General features: G+C 67.2%; 22 protein-coding genes. 20 read left to right on the forward strand and 2 right to left on the reverse strand.

Annotated elements, in window-relative coordinates; translation table 11 throughout:
- The first annotated feature begins 9 nt into the window (after positions 1–9).
- The 4 genes from G6N30_RS24600 to G6N30_RS24615 all read left to right on the forward strand — a co-directional run bounded on the left by G6N30_RS24600 (position 10) and on the right by G6N30_RS24615 (position 2873).
- Complete coding sequence (locus G6N30_RS24600) at positions 10–705, forward strand: PE domain-containing protein (protein ID WP_134056591.1); 696 nt, start codon at positions 10–12, stop codon at positions 703–705.
- 44 nt (positions 706–749) lie between these two features.
- Entirely contained in the window at positions 750–1118 is a 369-nt protein-coding gene (locus G6N30_RS24605) for a nuclear transport factor 2-like protein (protein WP_134056589.1), read from the forward strand.
- 4 nt (positions 1119–1122) lie between these two features.
- Complete coding sequence (locus tag G6N30_RS24610) at positions 1123–1965, forward strand: SDR family NAD(P)-dependent oxidoreductase (protein ID WP_134056587.1); 843 nt, start codon at positions 1123–1125, stop codon at positions 1963–1965.
- A gap of 95 nt (positions 1966–2060) precedes the next feature.
- Positions 2061–2873 (forward strand): alpha/beta fold hydrolase, encoded by an 813-nt coding sequence (locus G6N30_RS24615; RefSeq protein WP_134056585.1) that lies wholly within the window; start codon positions 2061–2063, stop codon positions 2871–2873.
- 4 nt (positions 2874–2877) lie between these two features.
- Here G6N30_RS24615 and G6N30_RS24620 read toward each other — a convergent pair whose 3' ends face one another.
- The gene (locus G6N30_RS24620; protein WP_134056583.1) at positions 2878–3699 is read right to left on the reverse strand and encodes a MerR family transcriptional regulator; all 822 of its coding nucleotides are present in this window, start codon (positions 3697–3699) and stop codon (positions 2878–2880) included.
- A 105-nt stretch (positions 3700–3804) separates the two neighbouring features.
- Here G6N30_RS24620 and G6N30_RS24625 point away from each other — a divergent pair, with 105 nt between their 5' ends.
- The 7 genes from G6N30_RS24625 to G6N30_RS24655 all read left to right on the forward strand — a co-directional run bounded on the left by G6N30_RS24625 (position 3805) and on the right by G6N30_RS24655 (position 13086).
- Entirely contained in the window at positions 3805–5331 is a 1527-nt protein-coding gene (locus G6N30_RS24625) for a GMC family oxidoreductase (protein ID WP_234880225.1), read from the forward strand.
- A gap of 25 nt (positions 5332–5356) precedes the next feature.
- A complete protein-coding gene (locus tag G6N30_RS24630) occupies positions 5357–6031 on the forward strand; it encodes a GntR family transcriptional regulator (protein WP_134056581.1) in 675 nt (224 codons plus the stop codon).
- Positions 6032–6548: 517 nt separating this feature from the next.
- Positions 6549–7508, forward strand: coding sequence for a LuxR C-terminal-related transcriptional regulator (locus G6N30_RS24635; protein ID WP_234880224.1), 960 nt, complete (start codon positions 6549–6551; stop codon positions 7506–7508).
- Positions 7509–7764: 256 nt separating this feature from the next.
- A complete protein-coding gene (glmS, locus tag G6N30_RS24640) occupies positions 7765–9555 on the forward strand; it encodes a glutamine--fructose-6-phosphate transaminase (isomerizing) (RefSeq protein WP_134056579.1) in 1791 nt (596 codons plus the stop codon).
- A complete protein-coding gene (locus G6N30_RS24645) occupies positions 9552–10433 on the forward strand; it encodes a hypothetical protein (RefSeq protein WP_134056577.1) in 882 nt (293 codons plus the stop codon). Before glmS ends, G6N30_RS24645 begins: the two co-directional genes overlap by 4 nt.
- A 77-nt stretch (positions 10434–10510) precedes the next feature.
- Complete coding sequence (locus G6N30_RS24650) at positions 10511–11491, forward strand: NAD-dependent epimerase/dehydratase family protein (protein ID WP_134056575.1); 981 nt, start codon at positions 10511–10513, stop codon at positions 11489–11491.
- A complete protein-coding gene (locus tag G6N30_RS24655) occupies positions 11488–13086 on the forward strand; it encodes a sugar transferase (RefSeq protein ID WP_234880223.1) in 1599 nt (532 codons plus the stop codon). The genes G6N30_RS24650 and G6N30_RS24655 overlap by 4 nt, the downstream gene beginning before the upstream one ends.
- A gap of 65 nt (positions 13087–13151) precedes the next feature.
- On the opposite strand, the gene G6N30_RS24660 is transcribed toward G6N30_RS24655, so the two are convergent.
- A complete protein-coding gene (locus G6N30_RS24660; RefSeq protein ID WP_134056573.1) occupies positions 13152–13394 on the reverse strand; it encodes a hypothetical protein in 243 nt (80 codons plus the stop codon).
- Between G6N30_RS24660 and G6N30_RS24665 the strand changes: the two genes are divergently transcribed.
- Genes G6N30_RS24665 through G6N30_RS24705 form a run of 9 tightly spaced genes read left to right on the forward strand, consistent with a single transcriptional unit; the run spans position 13393 to position 22924 of the window.
- Positions 13393–14535: a hypothetical protein gene (locus tag G6N30_RS24665; RefSeq protein WP_134056571.1), complete on the forward strand. Its 1143-nt coding sequence runs from the start codon at positions 13393–13395 to the stop codon at positions 14533–14535. The genes G6N30_RS24660 and G6N30_RS24665 overlap by 2 nt on opposite strands.
- 5 nt (positions 14536–14540) lie before the next feature.
- Complete coding sequence (locus tag G6N30_RS24670; RefSeq protein WP_234880252.1) at positions 14541–15662, forward strand: glycosyltransferase family 4 protein; 1122 nt, start codon at positions 14541–14543, stop codon at positions 15660–15662.
- On the forward strand, positions 15634–16440 hold the full coding sequence (locus G6N30_RS24675; protein ID WP_163687792.1) for a YveK family protein: 807 nt from the start codon (positions 15634–15636) through the stop codon (positions 16438–16440). Before G6N30_RS24670 ends, G6N30_RS24675 begins: the two co-directional genes overlap by 29 nt.
- A 3-nt stretch (positions 16441–16443) precedes the next feature.
- A complete protein-coding gene (locus tag G6N30_RS24680) occupies positions 16444–17235 on the forward strand; it encodes a WecB/TagA/CpsF family glycosyltransferase (protein WP_134056565.1) in 792 nt (263 codons plus the stop codon).
- Positions 17178–18695: an oligosaccharide flippase family protein gene (locus G6N30_RS24685; RefSeq protein ID WP_134056563.1), complete on the forward strand. Its 1518-nt coding sequence runs from the start codon at positions 17178–17180 to the stop codon at positions 18693–18695. Before G6N30_RS24680 ends, G6N30_RS24685 begins: the two co-directional genes overlap by 58 nt.
- Entirely contained in the window at positions 18692–20131 is a 1440-nt protein-coding gene (locus tag G6N30_RS24690; RefSeq protein ID WP_163687795.1) for an O-antigen ligase family protein, read from the forward strand. Before G6N30_RS24685 ends, G6N30_RS24690 begins: the two co-directional genes overlap by 4 nt.
- Positions 20128–20886 carry a polysaccharide deacetylase family protein gene (locus G6N30_RS24695; protein ID WP_134056559.1) on the forward strand — a complete coding sequence of 253 codons (759 nt, stop codon included), beginning with the start codon at positions 20128–20130 and terminating at the stop codon, positions 20884–20886. The genes G6N30_RS24690 and G6N30_RS24695 overlap by 4 nt, the downstream gene beginning before the upstream one ends.
- Positions 20886–21872, forward strand: a complete 987-nt coding sequence (locus G6N30_RS24700; RefSeq protein ID WP_134056557.1) for a glycosyltransferase family 2 protein — start codon at positions 20886–20888, stop codon at positions 21870–21872. The genes G6N30_RS24695 and G6N30_RS24700 overlap by 1 nt, the downstream gene beginning before the upstream one ends.
- Positions 21869–22924, forward strand: coding sequence for a glycoside hydrolase family 113 (locus G6N30_RS24705; RefSeq protein WP_134056555.1), 1056 nt, complete (start codon positions 21869–21871; stop codon positions 22922–22924). Before G6N30_RS24700 ends, G6N30_RS24705 begins: the two co-directional genes overlap by 4 nt.
- Positions 22925–22930: the final 6 nt, after the last annotated feature.

Below are 22930 nucleotides of genomic sequence, written 5' to 3' on the forward strand. Positions count from 1 at the left end.
CGGCCGCTGATGGATCCGCTGAAGAAGCCCGAAGGGATCTCGTGGGACGCGGCGACCGTGCAGTTGCCGGAGATGCCGATGATCCCTCCGGGCCAGGACGCGATGAGCGCGACCATCAGCGCGGTGCTCCCGACGCTGGCCGCGCCGCTGGTCGCCAATGTGGCTGCGCTGCAGGCGAAAGAAGGCATGTTCTCCGGCAAGCTGACCGCTGCGCAGTCCGCCTATCAGAATGCCGACGACTCGGGCGGGCAGGCGGTCGGTCAGATCACCAGCATGCTCGGACAGCTCGGCCAGATGGGTGGCCAGGCGGCCGGGCAGGCCGGCGGCGGAGGGCAAGGCGGCGGGATGTTCGGCCAGATGATGCAACAGGCGATGCAGGCCGCGCAGCAGTTCGGCGGTCAGGCCGGCGGGTCGCAGGGCGCCGGTGGTGCGCCGCCGGCGGCCGCCGGTCAGCCAGCACCGGGCGCCGCACCTCAGCCCACCCAGCCACCGCAGGCAGCGCCGGCGCGGGAGGGTGAACCCGGGCACACCGACGCGCAGCAGCGCGACGAGGAGCGCAGGCGCGACGACGAGCAGCGGACACCGCTTCTGCACGCCGAAGGCGCAGCCCCGGGGGAGGGTTCGAACGCAGGCGTGGCGCCCGTCCCGCCGCAGGCGCCTGCCACGGACGCCGAGATCGAAGACCTCGCGCGCCGGATGCTCTAGTCGCTTCTTGACTCTCCCCTCGGGGGAGACCTCACGCTCGGGTCATGACAGTTGACGAGAGCACCAGGATGATCAGGACGGCTTGGGTCGATCTTCCGGAGGCGGTCAGGACGTATCTGATCGCGCACCGGGTTCGTGACGTGGCCACCGCGATCACCGTATTCACCGACGATGCCGTCGTGACCGACGAAGGGCACACCTATCGCGGGCGGGACGAGATCGCCGCCTGGCTGGGTAACGCGGGCAGCGAGTACACCTACACCACCGAGTTCACCTGGGCCACGATGATCGACGCGGACCATGCCGACGTGGTGCAGCGTCTGGAGGGCGACTTTCCCGGCGCCGTGGCCGATCTGCACTTCCGGTTCACGCTGGACGGTGCGCTGGTCCGTCGCCTGGTGATCGAGCCGTAGTCCGATGACGAGGAACTGGTTCATCACCGGTGGCACACCGGGTGGGTTCGGCATGGCCTTCGCGGATGCGGCTCTGGAGCTCGGCGACCGGGTGGTCCTCACCGCCCGCAGACCCGCCGAGCTTCAAGAGTGGGCGCGCGGCTACGGCGACCGGGTGCTGGTCGTCCCGCTCGATGTCACTGACACGAAGCAGGTGCACGAGGCGGTGAAGACGGCCGAGACGCACTTCGGTGGTATCGACGTGCTGGTCAACAACGCCGGCCGCGGCTGGTACGGATCGATCGAGGGGATGGACGACGCCGGCGTGCGCGCAATGTTCGAGCTGAACTTCTTCGCCGTGCTCTCGGTCGTGCGGGCGGCCCTGCCGGGGATGCGCGCCAGGGGCAGCGGCTGGATCGTCAACATGTCGTCGGTGGCGGGGCTTCGCGGCACCACAGGCTTCGGCTATTACAGCGCAACGAAATTCGCGATCGAGGGTGTCACCGAGGTGCTGCGCGAGGAGGTGGCGCCGTTCGGCCTCCAGGTGATGGCGGTCGAACCGGGGGCGTTCCGCACGCGCGCCTACGCCGGTTTCGCCGACGAGCCCGTCCGGGAGGCGCTCACCGAGTATCGGCCCATGTTGGAGGCGGTGCGCGACGCGATGGTCACCCAGGACGGCGCGCAGCCCGGTGACCCCGCTCGCGGCGCCCGCGCGGTGATCGCCGCCATGGCCGAGAATCCACCACCGCGGCGATTGGTGCTCGGAAGCGACGGTTTCGACGTCACCGTGGCGACACTCGAGGAGGCGCTGGCCGAGATCCGCGACCACGAGGCACTCTCCCGGGGCGCCGTCTTCCCCGCCCCGTAACACCAGCCCCGCGGCACCACAAGCTCCTATACAGACGCTGCGATACGTAATATATTGCATATCGACCGAGCGACGACGACGAAGGGCAACGACAGATGAACAGATCGGTACTCGCCACGCTGGGCCTGCTGGCCGCGGCGGCCATGACCGCGGGATGCGGTGGTGCGGCCGCCGAACAGCCTGCGGCGGCGGAGAACAAGCCCACGGTGGTGCTGGTGCACGGGGCCTTCGCCGACTCCTCGAGCTGGAACGGCGTCATCAAGATCCTCGAGGACGGCGGCTATCCTGTCATCGCGGCCGCCAACCCGCTGCGCGGTCTGCAGGCCGACGCCGACTACGTGCGAAGCGTGCTGGACAGTGTGTCCGGTCCGGTGGTCTTGGCAGGTCACTCATACGGCGGATCGGTGATGAGCATCGCCGCGGACGGTCAACCGAACGTCAAGGCGCTGGTGTACGTCGCGAGCTTCATCCTCGAACAGGGCGAGAGCACGGGGGAACTGGCCGGCAAGTTCCCCGGAGCGCAGCTCGGTCCCGCGCTGCGCACGGTGAAGTACCCACTGCCCGACGGCGGGATGGCCGATGACCTCTACATCCGGTCCGGCGAGTTCCGACGGGTGTTCGCCGCGGACGTGCCCGCCGACGTCGCAGCGCTGATGGCCGCCACCCAGCGGCCCATCGCCGCTGCCGCGCTGGAGGATCCCGCCACGAAGACCGCATGGAAGGCCATCCCCTCGTGGAATCTGGTCACTCTGAAGGACCTCGCCATCCCCGCCGACTCGATGCGGTTCATGGGGGAGCGGGCCAACGCGCACAACGTGGAGATCGACGCCTCACACGCCGTCACGGTCTCCCAGCCCGCGGCCGTCGCCGATCTGATCGACACGGCCGCGGGCGCCAGCACCACCTGACGGGTCAGCCCTGCACCGTCGCCGCGAGGTGAAACACCGGCCAGCCGATCTCCGTTCGCCACCTCGCCGGATCGGGGGTGTCACGCGGTCCCACCCGGTAGATCTCGTGGATCGGCCCGGCGACGGCCAGGGTGTGCTCGACCACCCAGGCGCCGAGACGTCCGTAGGTGACGTCGATGTCGTCGTGCGGGCCGGGGTGAACGGCGACGGCCAGGTCGGCCGGCGGCAGCTCGACGACCTGGATCCGCCCGGATTCGCGGGGCGCGCGGACCGGGCGGAAGACCGTGAAGGCGCCGGCGCCGTGCGTGAACAGCTCGTTCGCGTACTGCCCGCCAGGTGGTCCGGTGCGTTCGGCGGGCGGGAAGGCGGCGTCCAGTTCGTCCATCGCGGTGTCATACCAGGCAAGCGACTCGTCGAGCGAGACGTGGCCGGTGATCGCCGCGACCGTGCGGGCGGAAAGTGAGCGCAGCTCGACGTCGAGGCCGGCGGGGTGTGGGCGTATGAGCCGCCGCAGTGATACGACGGCCGCCCGGGTGCGGTCCAATTCGGCCTCCAGCCGCTCGAGGTGGCCCGCGATCACCTCGGCCCGGTCCTGGGGGTCCTCGGTGCCGAGGATGACCTCGACCTCGGACAGGGGCACGTCGAGCTGACGCAGCCGCTGAATCACCTGCGCGGTGGGGATCTGCTCGGTCGCGTAGTAGCGGTAGCCGGTGAACGGGTCCACCGTCGCGGGTTCCAGAAGTCCGGCCTCGTGGTAGCGGCGCAACGTGCGCACGCTCAAGCGCGTCACCGCGGCGAATTCGCCGATGGTCAGTCCGGAACGCATGGCATAGGGCTCCTTTGGCGTTCTCCACGAGGGAGACCTCACAGGCGAATGCAATCTATCGACGAAAGGACGGAGATGCACCTGCAGCGAGATAGGACGATCGACATGCCTGACGAACATTACGACTACGTGGTGATCGGCGCCGGGTCGGCGGGTTGCGTGATCGCCGCCCGGCTCTCGGAGGACCCCGCCACCCGGGTGCTGCTCCTGGAGTCCGGCTCGGCCGACACCCGACCCGAGATCGCCGCGCCGCCGGCATGGCCGGCGCTGTGGGGCACCGAGGTCGACTACGCCTACCGCACCGTCCCGCAGATCGGTACGGGCGCACTCGTCCACAACTGGCCGCGCGGCCACACCCTCGGCGGAAGCAGCAGCATCAATGCCATGGTGCACCTGCGCGGACACCCGGACGACTTCGACAGCTGGGCTGAAGAAGGTTGCACCGGTTGGGATTACGCGTCCGTACTGCCGTACTTCATGCGCACGGAGTCGGTCACTGGCGGCGATCCGCGCTACCGCGGCACCGCCGGCCCCCTGTCGCCGGCGCCGGCGTCAACCCTCGACGCCAATCCGCTGTCACAGGTCTTCCTCGACGGTGCGGCCGCCGCGGGATTTCCGCTGACCGACGACTTCAACGGCGCCACCGCCGAGGGCGCAGGCTGGCACGATCTCGCGATCTCCTCGGGCATCCGGCAGAGCGCCGCGGTGGCCTACCTGCACCCGGTGGCCGGGCACCGGCCCAACCTCACCATCTCCACCCGGTCTCGTGCGCACAAGCTGATCATCGACGGAACCCGTTGCAGAGGAGTCGAATTCGAGCGAAACGGCGAGGTCGTGACCGCCTACGCCGACGCGGACGTGGTGGTCAGCGCCGGTGCGGTCGACTCACCGCGGCTGCTGCTGCTGTCCGGAGTCGGGCCCGCGGCTGAATTGGAGGCGGTCGAGGTCGGCGTGGTGCACGATCTGCCCGGAGTGGGCCGCAACCTGCACGACCATCCGCTGTGCGGGGTCATCTATGAGGCGGCGCAGCCCATCCCCGCGGGGCGCACCAACCACGCCGAGGTGTCGATGCTGTGGCGCAGCGACGAAGCGGCCGGCGGACCCGACATGCAGCTGATGTTCATCCATGTGCCGTTCCACCCGGCCCACCTCAACGCCCCCGCGAACAGCTTCACGTTCGGGGTGGCCATCGTGCCCGAGGCGCGCGGTTCGGTGCGTCTAGCCGGACCGGGTCCCAACGCCGCGCCGCTGATCGATCCGAACTACCTGGGGGCAGAATCCGACGTACGCCGGATGCTGCACGGCGTGCATATCGCGCGCGAAATCGCCGCCAGCGCACCGTTCGCGCCGTGGCGTGGGCCCGAGGTGCTACCCGGGTCGGGTGTGACGGAGGAGTCGGCGCTGCGCGCGTTCCTGGCCCGCGCCACCAGCACGTACTACCACCCGGTCGGCAGCTGCGCGATGGGCGTCGGGCCGGATGCGGTGGTGGATCCGGAGTTGAAGGTGCATGGCTTGACCGGGTTGCGGGTGGCCGACGCCTCGGTCATGCCGAGGGTGGTGTGCGTCAACACCAACGCCGCAACGCTCATGATCGGGGAGAAGGCCGCCGACCTCATCCGGGCAGGGGCCTGACCAGCGGTGATATACCATACGTTGCATGCCAGTGCCGGTTGAGCGGGGAAAGCACACCCGGTCACTGCTGCGTGATCAGGCGTACGTCTCGATCCGCGACGCCATCGTCAACGGGACCCTGGCGCCGGGCGAGAAGCTGCGAGATCCGGAACTCGAGGAGTGGCTGGGGATCAGCAGGACCCCGATCCGGGAGGCGCTCGCCCGATTGGAGGTCGCCGGCCTCGTGCACACCACACCCGGCCGGTCCACGGTGGTGTCGTCGATCGAACAGCAGGCGGTGCTCAACGCGCAGAGCGTCGCCGCCGCCATGCACGCTCTCGCGGTACGCACCGCTGTTCCGATGATGGGCGACGAGGAGTTCGAGGCGATGGCGCGCGCCAACGCACACTTCGCCGACGCGTTGTCGCGCGGCGATGCCGAGGCGGCGATCCGAAGCGACGACGACTTCCACAGCGTGGCAGTGGTGGCGTGCGAGAACGACGTGATCGCACAGGTTCTCGAGCAGGTCACCCCGGTGCTCCGGCGGCTGGAACACCTGCGGTTCTCGTCGCTCTCCGGCCGTGACTCGATCGCCCAGCACGAGCAGATCATCGAACTCTGCCGTGACGGGGACGCGGTCGCGGCGGCTGACGCAACCGAACGCAACTGGCAGACCCTGTCGCAAATTGTCGAGCAGGCGGACGATCACGCGGACGACTGACGTCGCGCTCAGCAAATTTTCGAGCAGTAGATCAAGATCGAATTTCGGCGGTCGTGATCAAGCGCGCGGTGGCGATGACCCCCTTGGGCGACGAGAGGCAACCCTAAGAATTACTCACTTTGCCGCGCATGTCCGACCGTCGGCCGGTCAGCGATCGCCCGACTACCCATCTTCAGCTGCGCATTCTTGACTATGCAGGAAGTGTCAGGCTCGGACACGAACTCCCATCAGCGCTTACGTCAATACGAGATCCGGACGGGCTAGTTCGACCTAGTTCCTTTGGGAATCTTTGCGGACTGTACTCAAACGTGACGGTTGACCGCGTTGCTGGCAAATGCCTAACATTGGCCCACCCCAGAAGGGCACAACCGAATAAGTGGGGGTTACCACAGAGGGGAACCGGCCGACAGCGGTAACACGCGGCCATCCTTGGTGCGGAGTTCGAAGGGGGCTCCACCCCGGCCTGAACGCGGTGAGCGCTCATGCCGGTTTTCGTCACCCGCAGTGCAGTCTTGGCTTGACAGCCGAAGTGCGTGCGTCCGATCGCGACCTCAACAGACATCACCTCTCGCGTCGAACACAACTTGGAGTCGAGACCATGGCTCAGTCACCGTCAATGAACAATCAAGAGCGCCAGGACTATTCAGCCACGAGCCCTTGGCTCCGGGCGCCGTACCGGCCCCCGACGCTGATTGCGGAGAACCGAAGCGCGGCCTCAGCCGTCGGCCATGCGCGGGCAGATGTGCTGGCCGCCGCGACTCACGCTCACCTCGCGCCTCGCGTCCACCAGGATTTCACTGTCGAACAGCGCAGCCAACTCCCCGACGCGAGGTTCCTCATCGTCGACGATTGCACGTTGCACCGGGAGAATCTGGCGACCGTCTTCGTCGTTCGGGGCGCCTCCAAGTTGGCCGTGGCATGGAACCTCACCACCCTCTGTGCCGCGCTGAGCGAAGCCACACCGGAGATCGTCCTGGTGAACATGGGCAGCCGCGAGAGCGTGCAACTCCTCCGCTTCGTCAGGGAGACGTGTCCCGCCGCGAAGGTCATCGTCGTCGGGATCCCGGACGACGACGAGTGCCAGATCATCGCATGTGCCGAGGCGGGCGTCGCGGGCTATCACATGCGGGCCGAGTCCCTGGACGAGTTGTTCGCACTGATCAGGAGGGTCGCCACCGGCGAGGCGGTGTGTTCGCCTCGAATCTCCGCGATGCTGCTGCGCCGGCTGTCGGACCTGGCCGCCCAGCGGCAGCCCGTCTCGAGAGAACTAGTTCTGACCACGCGTGAGGCCCAGATCCTTCGCATGCTCGAACTGGGCCTTTCGAACCGCGACATCGCCGCAGACCTGTGTATCGCGGTACACACGGTGAAGAACCATGTGCACAGCCTGTTGCACAAGCTGGGTGTCAGTACCCGCGCCGAGGCTGCCGCACTCTCGCGCACCATCGGATACACCGAGATCGCTCACGGGAACTAGTTCCGGGGCCACCGGAAATTTCGCTCCGATGGTCCATGTACGGCAGTGCGGCGGACATCAATAGTGAAGAAATGTTCCGGGGCGCAACGCAGTACCTTCCCAGTCGATCGTTCATCGTCCTCGCGGGATCTCGCTCATCTCGTATTCCGTTCGCGGGACGTCGAATTGACATCGCGTCCTTCACCACCTCAGCGGTGCTCGGGGATGCACACGCCTGGCCGCAGTACGCGCATTCACCGGACTCGGAGATGCGGACATGTGCGGCATAGTCGCGTGCCGCACCAGCCGGCCGGCCGTCGAGTATCTACGCGTTGCCCTGCGCCGTCTGGAATACCGAGGCTACGACTCCGTCGGCGTGGCACTGCGAACCGTGACCGGCGACGTCGCCCGGCTGCGTACCACCGGCCGGATCAATGCCCTTGACCAGCTGGTCGACCAGTGGGCCGGCACCCGACTCGACGGGGCAGGGCTCGGCCACACCCGATGGGCAACCCACGGTGCGGTGACCGAGGCGAACGCCCACCCGCACACAGACTGCACCGGACGGATCACCCTGGTGCACAACGGCATCGTCGAGAATGCCGACGAACTCAGGGATGAGCTTCGTGCAGGAGGCCACCGGTTCGCCACTTCCGTCGACAGTGAGGTGCTGTGTCACCTCGTCGAGCATGCCCGAGCACGGTGCGGTGATCTCTTCGAGGCGGTCGAGCTGGCGTTGTCCAGGGTGAAGGGTTCCTGGGCGCTGGCCGCGATGGAGGCGCAGGCCGGCCGCATCGTCGTGGCGGCCAACGGGTCCCCGCTTCTGGTCGCCCACGCGCCGCATGGTGATTTCGCGGCGAGCGACATCGGGGCTATCGCGGAGTGGGTCGACGAGTACCGGGTGCTCGACGACGGTGATGTCGTCGAGTTGGCCGCAAGCGGCCGGTGGAGCCGTCGGGGCGGGGTCGCCGGCCAGCGCCCGGCGGCCATCAAGTGCACGTGGCACGCGTGCGATGCGGACCGCGCCGGTTACGCGGACTTCATGGCCAAGGAGATCGATGAGCAGCCCGAAGCAGTCAGCAGAGTGCTCGATCAACTCGGCGGCGGCATCGCCACCGGCGAGCTCTGGGCGGGGCTCGGGTTACCTCCTTTCACCCGCCTGCGGGTGATCGGATGCGGGACATCGCTCAACGCGGGACAGGTGATCGGCCATGCGGTACGCCGACTCGGAGGAATCCCGACGGCGATCACTGTGGCCAGCGAAGCGGCCGAGGAGATCCCCGACGCCTCCCAGCTCTGCCTGGCGATCAGTCAGTCCGGCGAGACAGCCGACGTGCTCCACGCGATGGAATCCACTGCGGTGTCCGGCTCGCCGGTCGTGGCTCTGACGAACAATCCGCATGCGACCCTGGCCCGTCGCGCGCACGCTGTCGTCGAATGTGCCGCAGGCACCGAGATCGGAGTCGCCGCGACCAAGACGTTCGTCTGCCAGATCGTAGCCGGTGTGGCGCTGATGATCTCCGCCCTCGTCGCAACGAACCGGCTGGCCTCCGCCACGGCGAACCGACTGGTCGACGATCTGCGGCGACTCCCGGATCAACTGTTCGCCGCGGCGACGGTCGCGAAATGCGTCGTCCCGCCGATCGTCGACCAAGTCGGAACGGCCACTGGCTTCATCTTCCTGTCGCGCGGGGCTGGTCTGCCCTACGCCGCCGAAGGCGCACTCAAGCTCAAGGAGCTCTCATATCGCTGGGCCGAGCACTATCCGGCGGGTGAGCTCAAACACGGTCCGCTCGCGCTGATCAGCACGGGCACCCCCGTGGTGGTCATCGACAACGGTGATCCAAAACTCGCGCTCAACATGGCAGAGGTCCGCGCACGCGGCGGCCATGTCGTGTCCATCGGTCCGGCCGGCTGTGACGTGCCCCTCGCCGACATCCGGCAGCAGCCCTGGGGTCCTCTCGAAAGCGCTGTTCCGCTACAGATCTTCGCGCGGAATCTGGCGCTCGCCCTCGGACGCGACGTCGACAAACCCCGCAACCTGGCGAAGTCGGTGACGGTGGAATGAGCACAACCGGAGGCACAGGCACTGCGGCGTTCACCGGACCATGCCTCGGCACGCAGGGCGCCCGCCGCCCCAGCGCCCTGCGTGCCGGCCTGATCGCCAGCGGCGTGGCGTTCAGCGCTTCCCTCATCCTGTCGTCGATCGAGCGCCCGGTGAGGGACTTCGACCTTCCGCTGCCCGGACTGGGCCGGGGGGACGGCGACCGCATTGTCGAGATGTTCTCGGATCAGCTGCGCGGCAACTTCATCGGCGAAGCGCGGCTGGCCGCGGTGACAAGCATGTTGACAGCACCCGGGCATCCCGCCCTCGACGCGCGGCAGTTTCTCGACTACGTGGCGCGCGAGATCCCGGAGATCTACCGATCCGATGGGCCTCATCCGCCCGCAGGCGCGAACACCCCGATGTGGGTGGCCCCCGCACCGGCCGCCGCCGAGTATCAGGTGCCTGCCTTCACCGGCGGAGGCGGCGGCAGCCCCGGGACCTGGTCGCCGCCACCCGGTCAAGCACTGCCGACGTTGGTCGATGTCACCGTGTGGGTTTGGGATGTCATCACGCCAGATCTGGGCGGCTCGGCCACTCAGGAGCCGCCCGCCCCGCCGATCGTCGAAGTACCGCAGACGCCGGCGACACCGACGGAGACAGTGACGACGTCCAGTCCGACGAGCGCCGAATTCGAGCCACCGTCGACCGTCCCGGACGACGGTGGAGTGTCCAGTAAGGAGGTCGAACTGCCGGATCCGCGAAGCGGTGACGACTCCGAAGAGGACGCGGGCGGCGGAATCGCCGACGACGACGGCGGCGCGGACGAGAACACCAACGTCAACAACGGTGGCACGAACGAGGACTCCGGCGGGTCGGACAACCAATCGGACGGGACGTGAGAGCGATGCCTGCCGGTGGGCCGTTCAGTCCGGACGGTTCGGCGTCGACGATCACGAAAACAGGGGGTGTATGACACATGCGGTCTTTCGTCACCGGCGCGGCCGGTTTCATCGGTTCTCATCTCGTCGACCGTCTACTGGCAGAGGGCCAGCAGGTGGTCGCGATCGACAACATGCAGACAGGATCACGCGCGAACCTCGACAACGCTTTCCGGTACAACGAGGGCAGGGCCGGTCGATTCACGTTCCTGGAGCTCGACGTGCAGGCGCCCGAGTTGTCCGGTGTCGTCGCCGGCGCCAATCCGGACGTCATCTACCACCTCGCCGCGCAGGTCGACCCCCGCAGGTCTGTCCTCGACCCTCAGTTCGATGCCCGGAGCAACGTCCTGGGGACCATCAATCTCTGTGAAGCCAGCCGCCGCGGCGGGGTCAGGCGGATCGTGTATGCGACATCCGGCGAGTGCCGATACGGACTCCTCGGCCCGATGGAACCGGTCGACTTCGGTCACACCGATCCGCAATCCCCCTACGTCGTAGGGAAGCTCGCCGGCGAGATGTATCTCCGCGCCTACGCCCAGATGTACGATCTCCGGCCGATCTGTCTTGCGTTGCCCGAGGTGTACGGACCTCGCCAGCGGTTGTGCGGGGGTGGTGTCGTCACTGTCTTCGGCAATTCCCTGATCACCGGCGCTCCTCTCGGCACCTACCGGTCTTCCGGCGTCGACGAGTACCTCTACGTAGACGACGTGGTGGAGGCATTCCTGTGCGCGGGGGGTGCTGCGATGAGCCTCACGGGGACGTACGACATCCGCACCGGACGACACATCAGCGTCCCCGAACTGCATGCCCGAATCTGTGCTGCGCTTGACGAGGCGCCGTTACAAAGCGTCCGGGTGACGGGCGATGACGATCTACCGGGCGGCGAATTCTGTTGCAGCGAAACCTGTGAGGATCTCGACTGGAGACCCGCCGTCGACATCACCGAAGGCATCCGCCGGACGATGCAATGGCTTCGTGCCACGCTCGAGCCCGAGCTGCCGGCACTCGTGAGCGCGTGAACAGGCCCATGATGATCGAGCGCGAGGCGACCGCCGTCGTTGATCGTCCGACGACGGGACACCCGGGCCAAGACGGGAGCGATGGCTCACTTTCCGCGCTGCCGGACGGTGAGGGGCGCACCACGACCGAGCTCGACGCCGTGCCGGGCGACGTCACGACGGCTGCGAGCACGAGCAGCCTGCCCGCCCGGTTACGCTGGCAGCGAACGTATATCGCCACGCTCCGCATCTCTGACGCGATCGTGGTGTGCGCAGCGGTGCTCGCAGCGCAGTACGTGAGCTCAACTCATCACCCGACCCGTCACTCGCTGCTCACCGGCGGTCTGGTTGCGGCTGTCTGGCTGCTCGGCCTCGTGTGCTTCCATGCCAGGTCGTCGACGGTGATCGGAACGGGTCTGGAGGAGTACCGCAGGCTGTTGGCTGCGTCGATCGGGGTGTTCGGCGCGATCGCGATGCTGTCCCTGGTCTTGAGTCTCGACATCCCACCGGATTACGTGATTGTCGCTTTACCTGCAGGCATCCTCGGTCTGCTGTCGAGCAGATGGCTCTGGCGCAGGCATGTGGCCCGAGAGCGAGCGCGGGGCAAGTACCAGACGTGTGTTCTGGCAGTCGGTGTCGGCGACGCGGTGGTCGACCTCGCCAGCGAGCTCCATCGAGACCCGGAGGCGGGTTACCGCGTCGTCGCGGTCGCCATACCCGGCTACGGGCCCCCGCGAGGTGAGCACCTCGAGATCGCTGACTGGGCCGTCCCGGTCATCGGTGGTGAGACGTACATCCTGGACGCCTTGGCGACGTGCGGTGCCGACACCGTGGCGATCGCCGGCGCCGAGCACTTCGGAACTCGTGGAATTCGCAGACTGATGTGGGATCTCGAGTCCATGGGCATCGATCTGATGCTGTCGTCCGGCGTTGTCGACGTCGCGGTCTCCCGGTTGGTGATGCGGCCGGTGGCGGGGCTGCCAGTGCTCCATGTCGAGAAGCCGCAGTACCGGCGCGCGACGGTCTTCTGCAAGCGGGCCTTCGACATCTGCTTCGCGACAGCGGCGCTTGCGATCTCGCTGCCGATCCTGTTGGCCGCGGCCATCGCAATCAAGATCGACAGCCGCGGCCCGGTCTTGTACCGGTCTGAGCGCATCGGGATCGACGGGAAACCCTTCTCGATGCTCAAACTGCGCACCATGGTCGTCGACGCCGAAAGCCAGTTGATCCATCTGCTGGACAAGAACGAGAACAACGGTCCGATGTTCAAGATCCGGGAAGACCCACGGGTGACGTCGGTCGGCCGGTCGCTGAGGCGATTCAGCGTCGACGAACTGCCGCAGTTCGTCAACGTTCTCCGCCGGGAGATGAGCGTCGTGGGTCCCCGGCCGCCATTGCGGTGCGAGGTGGACACCTACGACAGCGATGTACGCCGCAGGTTGCGCGTCGATCCCGGGATCACGGGGCTGTGGCAGGTCAGCGGGAGGTCGGATCTGTCCTGGGAAGAATCTGTTCGTCTGGATTTGTGGTACGTCGACAATTGGTCGTTGGTCGAGGACATTTTGATCATCGCCAAGACTATGCGGGCAGTATTCACACGCTCCGGAGCTTATTGACCAGGTCCGTATAACGGCGAGACGGTTGCGCTGATGCGCACGCCGATCCTTTTGCTGCGTGTAATTCAAGCAACCGAGCTGTCCTGTCGTAATACGGTATAGAAGCTGTTCACGACCGCCGTGGCGCGACTGTTGTTGCCATAAAGATATTCGATAAAGCAAAAATAAAGTTCGCCAAGAATTCCTAGTGAGAATTCCGTTCGTCTGTTACGTTGGGGTCCTGTCGTCAGTGGGGGCGGCGAATCGATTTCCACATCAGAAATCGACAAACTCCAGAAAATCAAATTCTGCGGGAGGTGCATGGTCATGTCGGCTGAACTGAGGGTGCGTTCGGAGCGGTGCAGAGAAGAGACGTCTCACCGGGACGCGCTCGGCCGGGTCGAGGGCTGGTTGCTGCACAGCGGCATTCAGATCGAGTACGGCGAACAGCAGGGCGGGATAGCCGGCTGGTTGGACGAGAACGGACAGCCCGACTTCGTGTACCTCGAGATCGCCGGGTACTACATGACGGCGATGGCCTGGTTGGCCTCTGGTGGCGCGATGAACGCCGACACCGCCCCGCTCGCTCGCTTGCGCGCTCAGCGGGCGGCCGGTTGGGTCGCGCGCTCGATGTCCAGCCGCCGGGGCGTGCCCACTCGCCTGTACCTGTCGGGTGAGCGGACCGACTGGCGGAATGACGGTCTGTTCTCCTTCGATCTCGCCATGGCCTCGCGCGGAGTCGCCGCCACCCGGCACCTGTCCGGACGGCAGGAACATCGAAAAGCCCTGAGCGCCTTGTGCACGACGATCGAGCGAATCTCGGAATCGGCCGACGTGATGCGGTCCCACGAGCTGGTCCGTCCCCCGTTCGAGGAACTGCCGGAACGGTGGTCGACCAGATCCGGTCCGCATCACCTCAAGGCCGCTGCAGCTGTGTTGTTCGTCCCGGAACGAGTCGTCGGCCGCGCAACGGTCGACATGGCGCAGCGGACATGCGAACACTGGGCGCGCAGGCTCTGGGCGGGCGAATGGTCCTGCCAGGAGCTCCATCCCCGGTTGTACGCGCTCGAGGGCATGCTCATGCGCACAGGTGGCCGCGACGGCGACGGCCTCCGTGTCGTCGAGCGACTCTTCGCCGAGTTGATGGACGTGCAGGCGTCCGATGGCACATTGCCGGAAACCCTCGACGGCGGCAAGGTGCGCTCCGATGTGATCGCACAGGCTCTGCGCATCGGACTCCTGCTGCGAGGACGGGAGTACCTCGCCGGTTCGATCTGGAGTGAGCGCCTCGATCGACTGGCTGATGCGCTCCTGCCGTTCGTGCAACCCGACGGCGGCGTGCGCTTCGCCCGCGACCAGAACATCTCCAATACCTGGTGTGCCATGTTCGCCCACCAGGCGCTCGCCCTCCGGGCCCGCGCCGAGACGTCGGAACCCGTGCCTGCCGCGGCATTCGAATTGCTGGTGTGACCGCGATGATCGACCGAGGCGAACACCCGGTCACCCACCTGATCGAGCCGACCGGCTACGCCGGCGTCTTCCAACACACGTGCCAACTCGCTCTTGGGCTTCGGCGGGCCGGTCGACAGGTGGTGCTCCACACCGGACACCAGCACGAGGCGGTCAGCCTCGACGGCGTTGAGCTGTGCACGTGCTGCTGGTGGCCCCGCCCGGATGGAGAGCGGCGGATCGAAGCCGGTGCCCGCCGGGCCGAGACGGCGAGCCGATTGGCCGGACGGACTCTGCCGCATCTGTTGCGCTCTGCCACAGCAGGTTCGGTCATGCACCTGCAGGGCACGGCAGCATCCGGAGGGCTCAACCTCCTTGTGCTCGGAGCGGCGCGGAAGGCGGGGCATCGCGTCGTCTACTCACCTCATGACGTGTTCACCCGCCGTGGTGCGGTGGACGGCGCGCTACTGCGGCTGGCGTACCGGCCGCCACATGCCATCGTGGTCTACTCGCGCGCCGATCGGCAGCGCCTGCGAGAACAGGGAGTTCCCGCGAACCGGATACATCTGTCACCTCTGGTTCAGTTGGTGCCCAGCCCGTCAGTGGCGCAGCTGTCCAAGTGGCGGCGGGAATGGCGAGCCGGCGATGCCGACCGCGTGGTGCTGTTCGCCGGGTTCATCCGTCCCGAGAAGCGCCTCGACGTGTTGATCGAGAGCGCCCGGACCTGGCCCCCCGGGCGACGGCTCGCTGTGGTGGGACCGGACCGGGGCGCGTGGGATCAGTGCGCCCAGACCGCCAAGGCCCACGGCGTCGACATCTCCGCCCGGCTCGGGTTCGTGGACATCGACGACTTTGCGGCCGCCATCTCAGCGGCCGACCTGGTGGTGGTGCCCTCGGAGAGGGCCAGCCAGAGCGGGGTCCTGGCGCTGGCGCGAGAGCTGAAAACGCCCACCGTCGCAGCCGATGTCGGTGGTATGGCGGAGTTGGCGTGCCGCACGTTCAGAACCGGTGACGTAGCCGGACTCAGTAGGGCCATCAACGCCGAGCTCGCCGAAGGCCATGCCCAGGGCGGTTCCGGGGCGGGGGAGTCGGACGCGATCGGTGCTCATCTTCGCGCTTATGGGGACAGCAGACATGACACGACATAGTTCGCGAAGCCTCGGCACCCGGGAGATCTTGCGCTGGTGGCCGGTGCTTCTCGTACCGACGCTGGTCGCCGTGGGCGTCACCATGTGGACTCTGCAACGGCAGGAGCCGTCATACCGGGTCACGACGACTTTGATGGTGGTTCCGCTGGCGCAGTGGGACGAGACCTTCATCGGCACCAGCATGGTGCGTGACTCCGGTGACGCGAGCATCACCGCCGGGACGATCGCTGCCGACCTCGACACCTACCGTGCCGCGGCGGTGGTGGCAGATTACCTCGGCGGCGAAGCGACGGCGGAGATCGTCGACGCCGGCGTCGAGGTGTCAGCGGTCGAGAACTCGAACCTCATCGAGATCGTGGCCACCGCAACTGATCCCGAGAGCGCACTGAAGTTGTCCGAGGAGTTCGCACACGCGACGCTCGCGGATCGATGGCGGGCACTCGCGGCTGAACTCGACGAACGCATCGCCGTGATCACGCCGCTTGCCGCTGCTCGTCCGGATTCCAGTGAAGCCGCCATGCGCCTGGACACGCTCCGGATCGTTCGTCGGGGCGGAGTCGATCCGACACTGCAGATCAAGTCGACGAGCCCCGTGGTGCGCGATGACCCGCTCCCGGTCGGAGTGTCGATCGCCGTGGCGATCGCCGCCGGCTTGTTCATCGGGTTGGTGGCCGAATACGCGATGGTGCGCCGGCGCGGCAGAACTGAGCCGGCAATCGAGGAACTGACCGACGGCGATCAACCCGCGCACACCTGCGCCCACAACGGAAGGCGGTGAAAAATGCCGAGGCTCATGGGCATGCCCATCCACGACGTCACCATGAACGAGGCTGTCGACCGCGTCATCGACGGTCTGGCGAGAGGGCGCGGTGGAACCGTGATCACGCCGAACATCGACATCCTGCGGCAGTACCGGTCCTCGCCCGACCTGCGAGAGGTCTTCGAAGGCACCGATCTCCTCGTCGCCGACGGTATGCCGCTGGTCGTCTCCCTACGCTTGCAACGCACGCCGGTGCCCGAGCAGATCACCGGTACTGATCTGCTCTGGGCGGTCTCCACGGCAGCGGCGGCGCACGGCCACACCGTGCTGCTCGCGGGTGGACTCCCGGGTGACGCGGACCGCGCCGCCGAGGCGCTTCGCCGACGCAACCCGGAATTGCAGGTGCAGACCTACCCCTGCTACGTGCAACCAGAGGCAGAAGCGCAGCAGGTCGCCGAAATGTCCCGTGCGGTCGTCGAATCGCGGGCCGACATCGTCTTCATCGGCCTGCCGTTCCGGACGCAAGTGACCACCATGGCGCTTCTGCGCGAGGAGATGCCGGCAACGTGGTTCTTCGGTGTCGGTTCCAGCTTCGAACTCGTCAACGGCGATCGTGCGCGGCCACCGCGCTGGGTGCAGCGGATGTGCATGGAGTGGGCGTGGCGCCTGACCAGCCAGCCGCAGTTGTGGCGCCGCTATCTCGTCGACGGGATGCCGATCGCCGCTCGCCTGGTGATGTCGGCGCTCCGCACCAGGTGGCAACGACAGCCGATCCCGGTGCCGGCCTCGCCGAGCCCCGTGAGCAGTGGCTGACTGCCGTGGCAACGGTGTCGGGGACCGGATCGGCGCACGCCGTGAACGGACGTGCGCTGCTCTCTTCGGCGGGCTGGATGGCAGCTAGTCACGTCGTGGCGCAGGGCGTCGCGTACGGGTCGTTGGTCCTGCTCGCGAGGTGGCTGTCGCCCGATGTCTTCGGCACGATCGCGGTGGGGACCGCCATCGTCTACTTCGCGGTCCTCCTCATCGACCGCGGTACGTGGGGTGGGATCATCGTCCAGCCAGAGCTGGACAGGGACATGCTCGCACGGGCCTTTCGACGGTGCCTGCGCACCGGCATCGTGCTCGCCGTGGCCATGGTCGCCGCTGCGCATGCCGTCGTCGACCAGTTCGCCAGCGGGGGTGACGCGGCCGCGGTCGCCGCCCTGGGGCTGTGCCTGCCGTTGCACGCGATCTCGGTGGTGCCCATGGCCGTGCTGCAGAGGTCGATGCAGTTCCGCCGGCTCGGTGGGCTCAACGCCGCCGCGAACATCTTGTCCGCGGCAGCCGCTCTGTTGATGGCCATGGCCGGGTTCGGAGTGTGGGCGCTGGTTGCTCGCCAGGTCCTCTTGTCCGGTGGACTCGCCGTGATGTCGTCGGTGTTGTGCCTGAGGACCTTTCGAGCCGAAGGACTCACCGCGGACCGACGCCGACCGCACCTGAGGCCCGCCGACCAGGAGCGGTGGTTCTTCGTGTTCGCGGTCACGCTGGTGCTCACCCTGAATCTCGACTTCCTGGTGCTGGGTGAATCGGCGAACGCCACTGTCGTCGGTCTGTACTCGCTGGCCTTCACGATCGCCATGGCGCCCTGCATCCATCTCTCGGACCAGGTCGGCAAAGTGCTCTTCGCCGCCGCAGCCACCGCTCCGGAAGCCGTCAGACAGCGCACAGAGCAAGCAGTGCAATTGATGTCGGCGCTGTTGCTCCCGCTGCTTCCGGTAGGCATCCTCGCCGCGCCGTCGGTCCTGCCCGCCGTCTTCGGTCCGGAATGGGAACCGATGGTGGTGCCTTTTCAGATCCTCCTCGCAGCCGGCGTCGGCCACGCCATCGTCAACTGCATCGGTGAGGCGCTCTCCGGATGCGGTCACATCGCGTTCCGCGCCAAGGTCATCGTCGCGCGCTGCGTCGTGACGCTGCCCCTTCTCGTGGTTCTCGTGGCGTTCGACGGTATGCGCGGCGCCGCTCTCGCGCAGCTCATCTCGCTGCTGGCATACGCGGCGATCTACGCCACCGCCGGTGCGCGACGGGCCGGTACCACACCCGCTGCCCTGTGGCGTCGGCTGCGCCCGATCGCGTTGACAGTCGGCTTGCAGACCTTCGCCGGGTGCGCGGTTCTCCTTGCGATGGGCGGTTCCGGGGACGCGGGGATGACAGCAGCCTGTGCCGCAGGGGCGGTCGGGTTGACGGTGGGTGGGCCGCTGCTGTTCCGACGCGTCGGATCGGTGCGGGCGCGATGATCGGAGCACTCGAAGCCCCCGGGTCTGACCACCCCCGGGTCACACCGGGACAGCTCAGCCGCTGCATGGGAGCGGCGTGTGCCGCCGCGGCGGGCTTCGGTGTGCTCTTCCCCGTCGCGCCCGGCGCGGCCATCGAGGTGCTCGTGCTGATTCCTCTGGCCTTCGCAACACCCGTGGCGGCACTGTCGGTGCTTGTTCTCATCACCGCTCTGGTGCCGTTCGAGCTCCAAGACGACCTGGCGGTCGTCGGCGGACGCGACCAACCGGGCTTGCTGTTCGTCGATGCGTTGCTGGTGCTGGGATTGCTTCGCGTCCTCTGGCTACTGATGCGTAGGCGGCTCGAATTCGACCTCCCTCTGATCGTCGGCAGCATCGCCCTGCTGATCTGCTGCGCGGCGCTCGGCTGGGGTGTCGCGCAGGGCGGCGCGCTGAGTGAGGCCGGACACGAGGCTCGTCGCGTCGTGATGGCGGTGGGCGCGTTCATACTCGCCTGGCCGTTGATGGCGGATCGATCGACGCGCCGGCGGATGATCCGGATGCTCCTCGTGCTGGGTTTGGCGCTCCCCCTCTGGGGATTGGCGCAGTGGATGTTCGAGATCGGGTACGTCAGCTCCGGTGACGCCGGCGTGCGCATGGGGAACGACCTCGTCGTCGGAAGCAGAGGGATGCTGCAGGGCGGCATGTTCGGCTATCCCCTCGCCATCACGTTCGCCTGGGCCGCACTGTTGTCCGGTCGCGTGCGCACATCAGCCGGGCAAGCGCTCCTCGGCGGCATCCTGATCCTCAACGCGGTCTGCCTGGTGCTGACATATGAGCGCACCATGTGGCTCGTCACGGTGCTGCAATGCGTTGTCGTCGTGGTGATCTACGGTGCTGCGGCGATCGGCCCGGCGGTCAGATGGGGGGCGATGGGACTCGGGGCACTGGTGTGTCTGTCCATGGCCGCTCCTGGTGAAGCGCTGATGGCAGTCAAGCGGTTGATGACCGTGTCAGAGGTGTCGACGGACCGTTCCTACAGCTATCGCGTCATCGAGTCCGAGGCGGCGATTGACGAGATCACGGCTCGACCGGTCACCGGGTCCGGGCTCGGCGCCACCATTACCTGGGAAAGTCATGGGGTCTTCGCGCCGATGATGACATCGTTCATCCACAACGGATACCTCTGGCTGGCCTGGAAATTCGGCGTACCGGTTGCGGCCCTGGTGGTGCTGATCATGGTGTCGGCGATCATGCGACGAACCCACCACGACGGCGATTGGCGATGGTCGACGGTGTCGGTGGCCAGCAGGGCATCCTTGGCCGGTTTGGTGCTCATCCCGATCACGTTCCCGGTCTTCAACGTCCTCGGGGTCACCCCGCTGCTGGGGTTCTTCCTGGCGGTCTGTTTCGCCAGGAGGCCCGCTGAACCTCCGCAGTCGATGAGGTGTGACCGATGACGGATCCAAGCTCGCTGACGTCCGCTGTCCGGCGGGCCGCGCACCGCGCGGTCGACGGTCTCGCCGGTGGGCGCTTCGGGTCCATCGACGGCGTCCGTACCGATCAGCCCCTCGTCGCGTTGACGTTCGACGACGGCCCCGATCCCGAGTGGACCCCCCGGGTGCTCGAGACCCTCGCGCGCAACGCCACCCACGCCACCTTCTTCATGCTGGTGCAGAACGCGCGCCGGCATCCACACCTGGTACGGCGCGCGGTCGCCGAAGGACACGAGGTCGCCCTGCACGGTCCCGACCACCGCAGCCTCGCCGGTGCACGGCGGCGCGCGACGCGCATGGTGCTCGGTCACGCGGCACACGAGTTGCGGGCGATATCCGGGGCGCCGGTGCACTACTTCCGACCGCCGTTCGGCGATCTCACCCCCGCGTCGTTCCTCGCGATACGGGATGCCGGGTTGGCATGCGTGGTCTGGGATCTCGACAGCCTGGACTGGCGCGGTGGCGACGAGCGCCTGGTGGCGACCGAGGTCGTCACCCGGACGGTACCCGGCAACATCGTCCTGCTCCACGACGGTTGCGCGGGTGAGGGGCGACGCGACTTCGACCGCGCGAAGGCGCTGCAACTGGTACTCGACGGATTCCGGCGACGTTCGCTTCACAGCACCACGCTCTCCGCCCTGTTCGCGTCCGGAAACACCCACCGCACGGTGTGGTTCAGCAGATCTCATGTGTCCAGCCCGAAGGGAGTCCCGGCGTGATGGCCAGCATCTCCGGCGACGACGGCGCCGACATCGACATCGTCATACCGACCCGTGACAGGCCGGCGCAGCTCGCCACCACACTCGAGGCGCTGCGGAATCAGAGCTGCGACCGGCTCCGGGTGATCGTCGTCGACGACGGCGGACGCACCAGGGCCGAGAACCTCGTCCCCAACCAACTGCGTCGATCGATGCCCATCCGATTCATCCGCAACGAGGAATCGATCGGCCCCGGCGGGAGCCGCAATCGTGGTGCCGAGGCGTCAGGGGCGCCCTACATCGTGTTCATGGACGACGACTGCATCGCTGATCGGGACCTGATCGCCCGGCACCGAGCTGCGCTCATGGCCGGGGGTCCGACGGTCTCACTCGGTCCGATTCTGTCCCCGCCCGGACAGCGGCTCCCCGTCTGGACTCATTGGGACGCTGACCGATTGGGCAGGGAGTACAGGCGACTCGCGACTGGAGAATCCCAACCCGGGTGGCGGCATGTGTACACGGGCAACGTAGGCCTTCGCCGAGACGATTTCGTGGCCGTCGGCGGCTTCGACACTCGCTTCGCCAGGCAGGAGGACGTCGAGCTCGGCCGTCGGCTGGCCCGGTACGGTTGCCGCTTCACCTTCGACCCCGCGGCGATCGTGTGGCACGACAGTGACCGGACGCTGCGCGGATGGTTGCGAATCCCGGTGTACAGCGCGCATTTCGACGTACTCATGGACCAGCTCGTGCCGGACTCTCGTCTGTGGGAGGTCCACGACGAACTGACGGCCAGGCACTGGGCGTTGCGGGCGACGCGTCCGTTGGTGCGCATGCCGCTGGCCCAGCGAACCGCGGTCGGGGCAGCGGTAGGGGCGGGGTGCCTCCTGCACGCCGCGCGCCTGGACCGAGCCGCGTTGGCCGCGTTCAGTCTGGTGTGGGACCTCACCTACAACCAAGCGCTCGCGGACGCGACATTGCCCGGCGTTCGACAGGGGTCATCGCTGTGAGGCCGCTGGCCGTCATCGGCATCGTGGTGGCCGCGATCGTGGCGTTCTCTGTGACGACGACGAACGTGGCGTGCTCGGACGCTCCAACGCCCGTTCAGCGAGGGTTGGTGCTGCCGACCTGGGAGCGAAACGGCTACTCCACCACCGACACTGCCAAGGCGATGCAAGCGATCACCTCTGTGGGCGCCAACTGGGTGCAGGTCGTCCCGACGTGGTATCAAGCCACGCGCACGTCGAGTGACCTGGAGCCGAACGAGAGCACCGTGACCGACGACGACCTCCGCCACGTCATCGGTCTCGCCCGGGTCCGGGGCCTGAAGGTCCTACTGAAGCCGCACGTCGACCCGATGGACGGCACTCATCGCACCCGCATCGAACCGAGTGACCCGGACGCCTGGTTCCGCTCGTACCAACGGTTCATCACCCACTACGCCGACATCGGGCGAGAACTGGGTGTCGAAGAGTTCGCCGTCGGCACCGAATTGCGGAGCCTTTCCGGTAACCGGGCGGACTGGCTGGCCGTGGTGCAGGCCGTGCGCAGCCGCTACCGGGGCCCACTGGTGTACGCGGCCAATCACGATGAGTATCAACAGGTCACCTTCTGGGACGCCGTCGATCTCGTAGGTATCGACGCCTACTGGCAGCTCAGCCCAGAGCCGACCGCGGATGTGTCGCGGCTGCAGGCAGCGTTCGCACCCATCTGCGACCGACTCGCGGAATTCTCGCGCCGAGTCAACCGCCGGGTCCTGTTCACCGAGGCCGGCTACCCCAGCCAGACCGGTTCCGCGGTTCAACCCTGGGACGCCTCACCGGGTGCCCAGCCGGCCGGTGAGGAGCAGGCCGCCGCGTACGAAGCCCTGCTGAGAACCTTCACCGGTCAACCCTGGTGGGCGGGCGTGTTCTGGTGGACGTGGACAGTCCAACACGTTCACCACGTCGACCCCCCGCAGTCCGTGGGCTTCTCGGTTCAGGGCAAGCCCGCCGAATCCGTGTTGCGCAGGTGGTGGGCCGGGGTCCCCGGCGCCGCCGAGAACGAGCCGTCCGGCAGATAGATGGAT

This window comes from Mycolicibacterium litorale (genome assembly GCF_010731695.1).
Lineage (GTDB): Bacteria > Actinomycetota > Actinomycetes > Mycobacteriales > Mycobacteriaceae > Mycobacterium > Mycobacterium litorale.

Coding starts and splice junctions, on each gene's coding strand:
- G6N30_RS24680 (WP_134056565.1), top strand. CDS start 16,444: ATGCCGAGGCTCATGGGCATGCCCATCCACGACGTCACCATGAACGAG.
- G6N30_RS24665 (WP_134056571.1), top strand. CDS start 13,393: ATGTCGGCTGAACTGAGGGTGCGTTCGGAGCGGTGCAGAGAAGAGACG.
- G6N30_RS24650 (WP_134056575.1), top strand. CDS start 10,511: ATGCGGTCTTTCGTCACCGGCGCGGCCGGTTTCATCGGTTCTCATCTC.
- G6N30_RS24630 (WP_134056581.1), top strand. CDS start 5,357: ATGCCAGTGCCGGTTGAGCGGGGAAAGCACACCCGGTCACTGCTGCGT.
- G6N30_RS24660 (WP_134056573.1), bottom strand. CDS start 13,394: ATGACCATGCACCTCCCGCAGAATTTGATTTTCTGGAGTTTGTCGATT.
- G6N30_RS24625 (WP_234880225.1), top strand. CDS start 3,805: ATGCCTGACGAACATTACGACTACGTGGTGATCGGCGCCGGGTCGGCG.
- G6N30_RS24600 (WP_134056591.1), top strand. CDS start 10: ATGGATCCGCTGAAGAAGCCCGAAGGGATCTCGTGGGACGCGGCGACC.
- G6N30_RS24610 (WP_134056587.1), top strand. CDS start 1,123: ATGACGAGGAACTGGTTCATCACCGGTGGCACACCGGGTGGGTTCGGC.
- G6N30_RS24605 (WP_134056589.1), top strand. CDS start 750: ATGACAGTTGACGAGAGCACCAGGATGATCAGGACGGCTTGGGTCGAT.
- G6N30_RS24615 (WP_134056585.1), top strand. CDS start 2,061: ATGAACAGATCGGTACTCGCCACGCTGGGCCTGCTGGCCGCGGCGGCC.
- G6N30_RS24645 (WP_134056577.1), top strand. CDS start 9,552: ATGAGCACAACCGGAGGCACAGGCACTGCGGCGTTCACCGGACCATGC.
- G6N30_RS24670 (WP_234880252.1), top strand. CDS start 14,541: ATGATCGACCGAGGCGAACACCCGGTCACCCACCTGATCGAGCCGACC.
- G6N30_RS24700 (WP_134056557.1), top strand. CDS start 20,886: ATGGCCAGCATCTCCGGCGACGACGGCGCCGACATCGACATCGTCATA.
- G6N30_RS24675 (WP_163687792.1), top strand. CDS start 15,634: ATGGGGACAGCAGACATGACACGACATAGTTCGCGAAGCCTCGGCACC.
- G6N30_RS24620 (WP_134056583.1), bottom strand. CDS start 3,699: ATGCGTTCCGGACTGACCATCGGCGAATTCGCCGCGGTGACGCGCTTG.
- glmS (WP_134056579.1), top strand. CDS start 7,765: ATGTGCGGCATAGTCGCGTGCCGCACCAGCCGGCCGGCCGTCGAGTAT.
- G6N30_RS24690 (WP_163687795.1), top strand. CDS start 18,692: ATGATCGGAGCACTCGAAGCCCCCGGGTCTGACCACCCCCGGGTCACA.
- G6N30_RS24695 (WP_134056559.1), top strand. CDS start 20,128: ATGACGGATCCAAGCTCGCTGACGTCCGCTGTCCGGCGGGCCGCGCAC.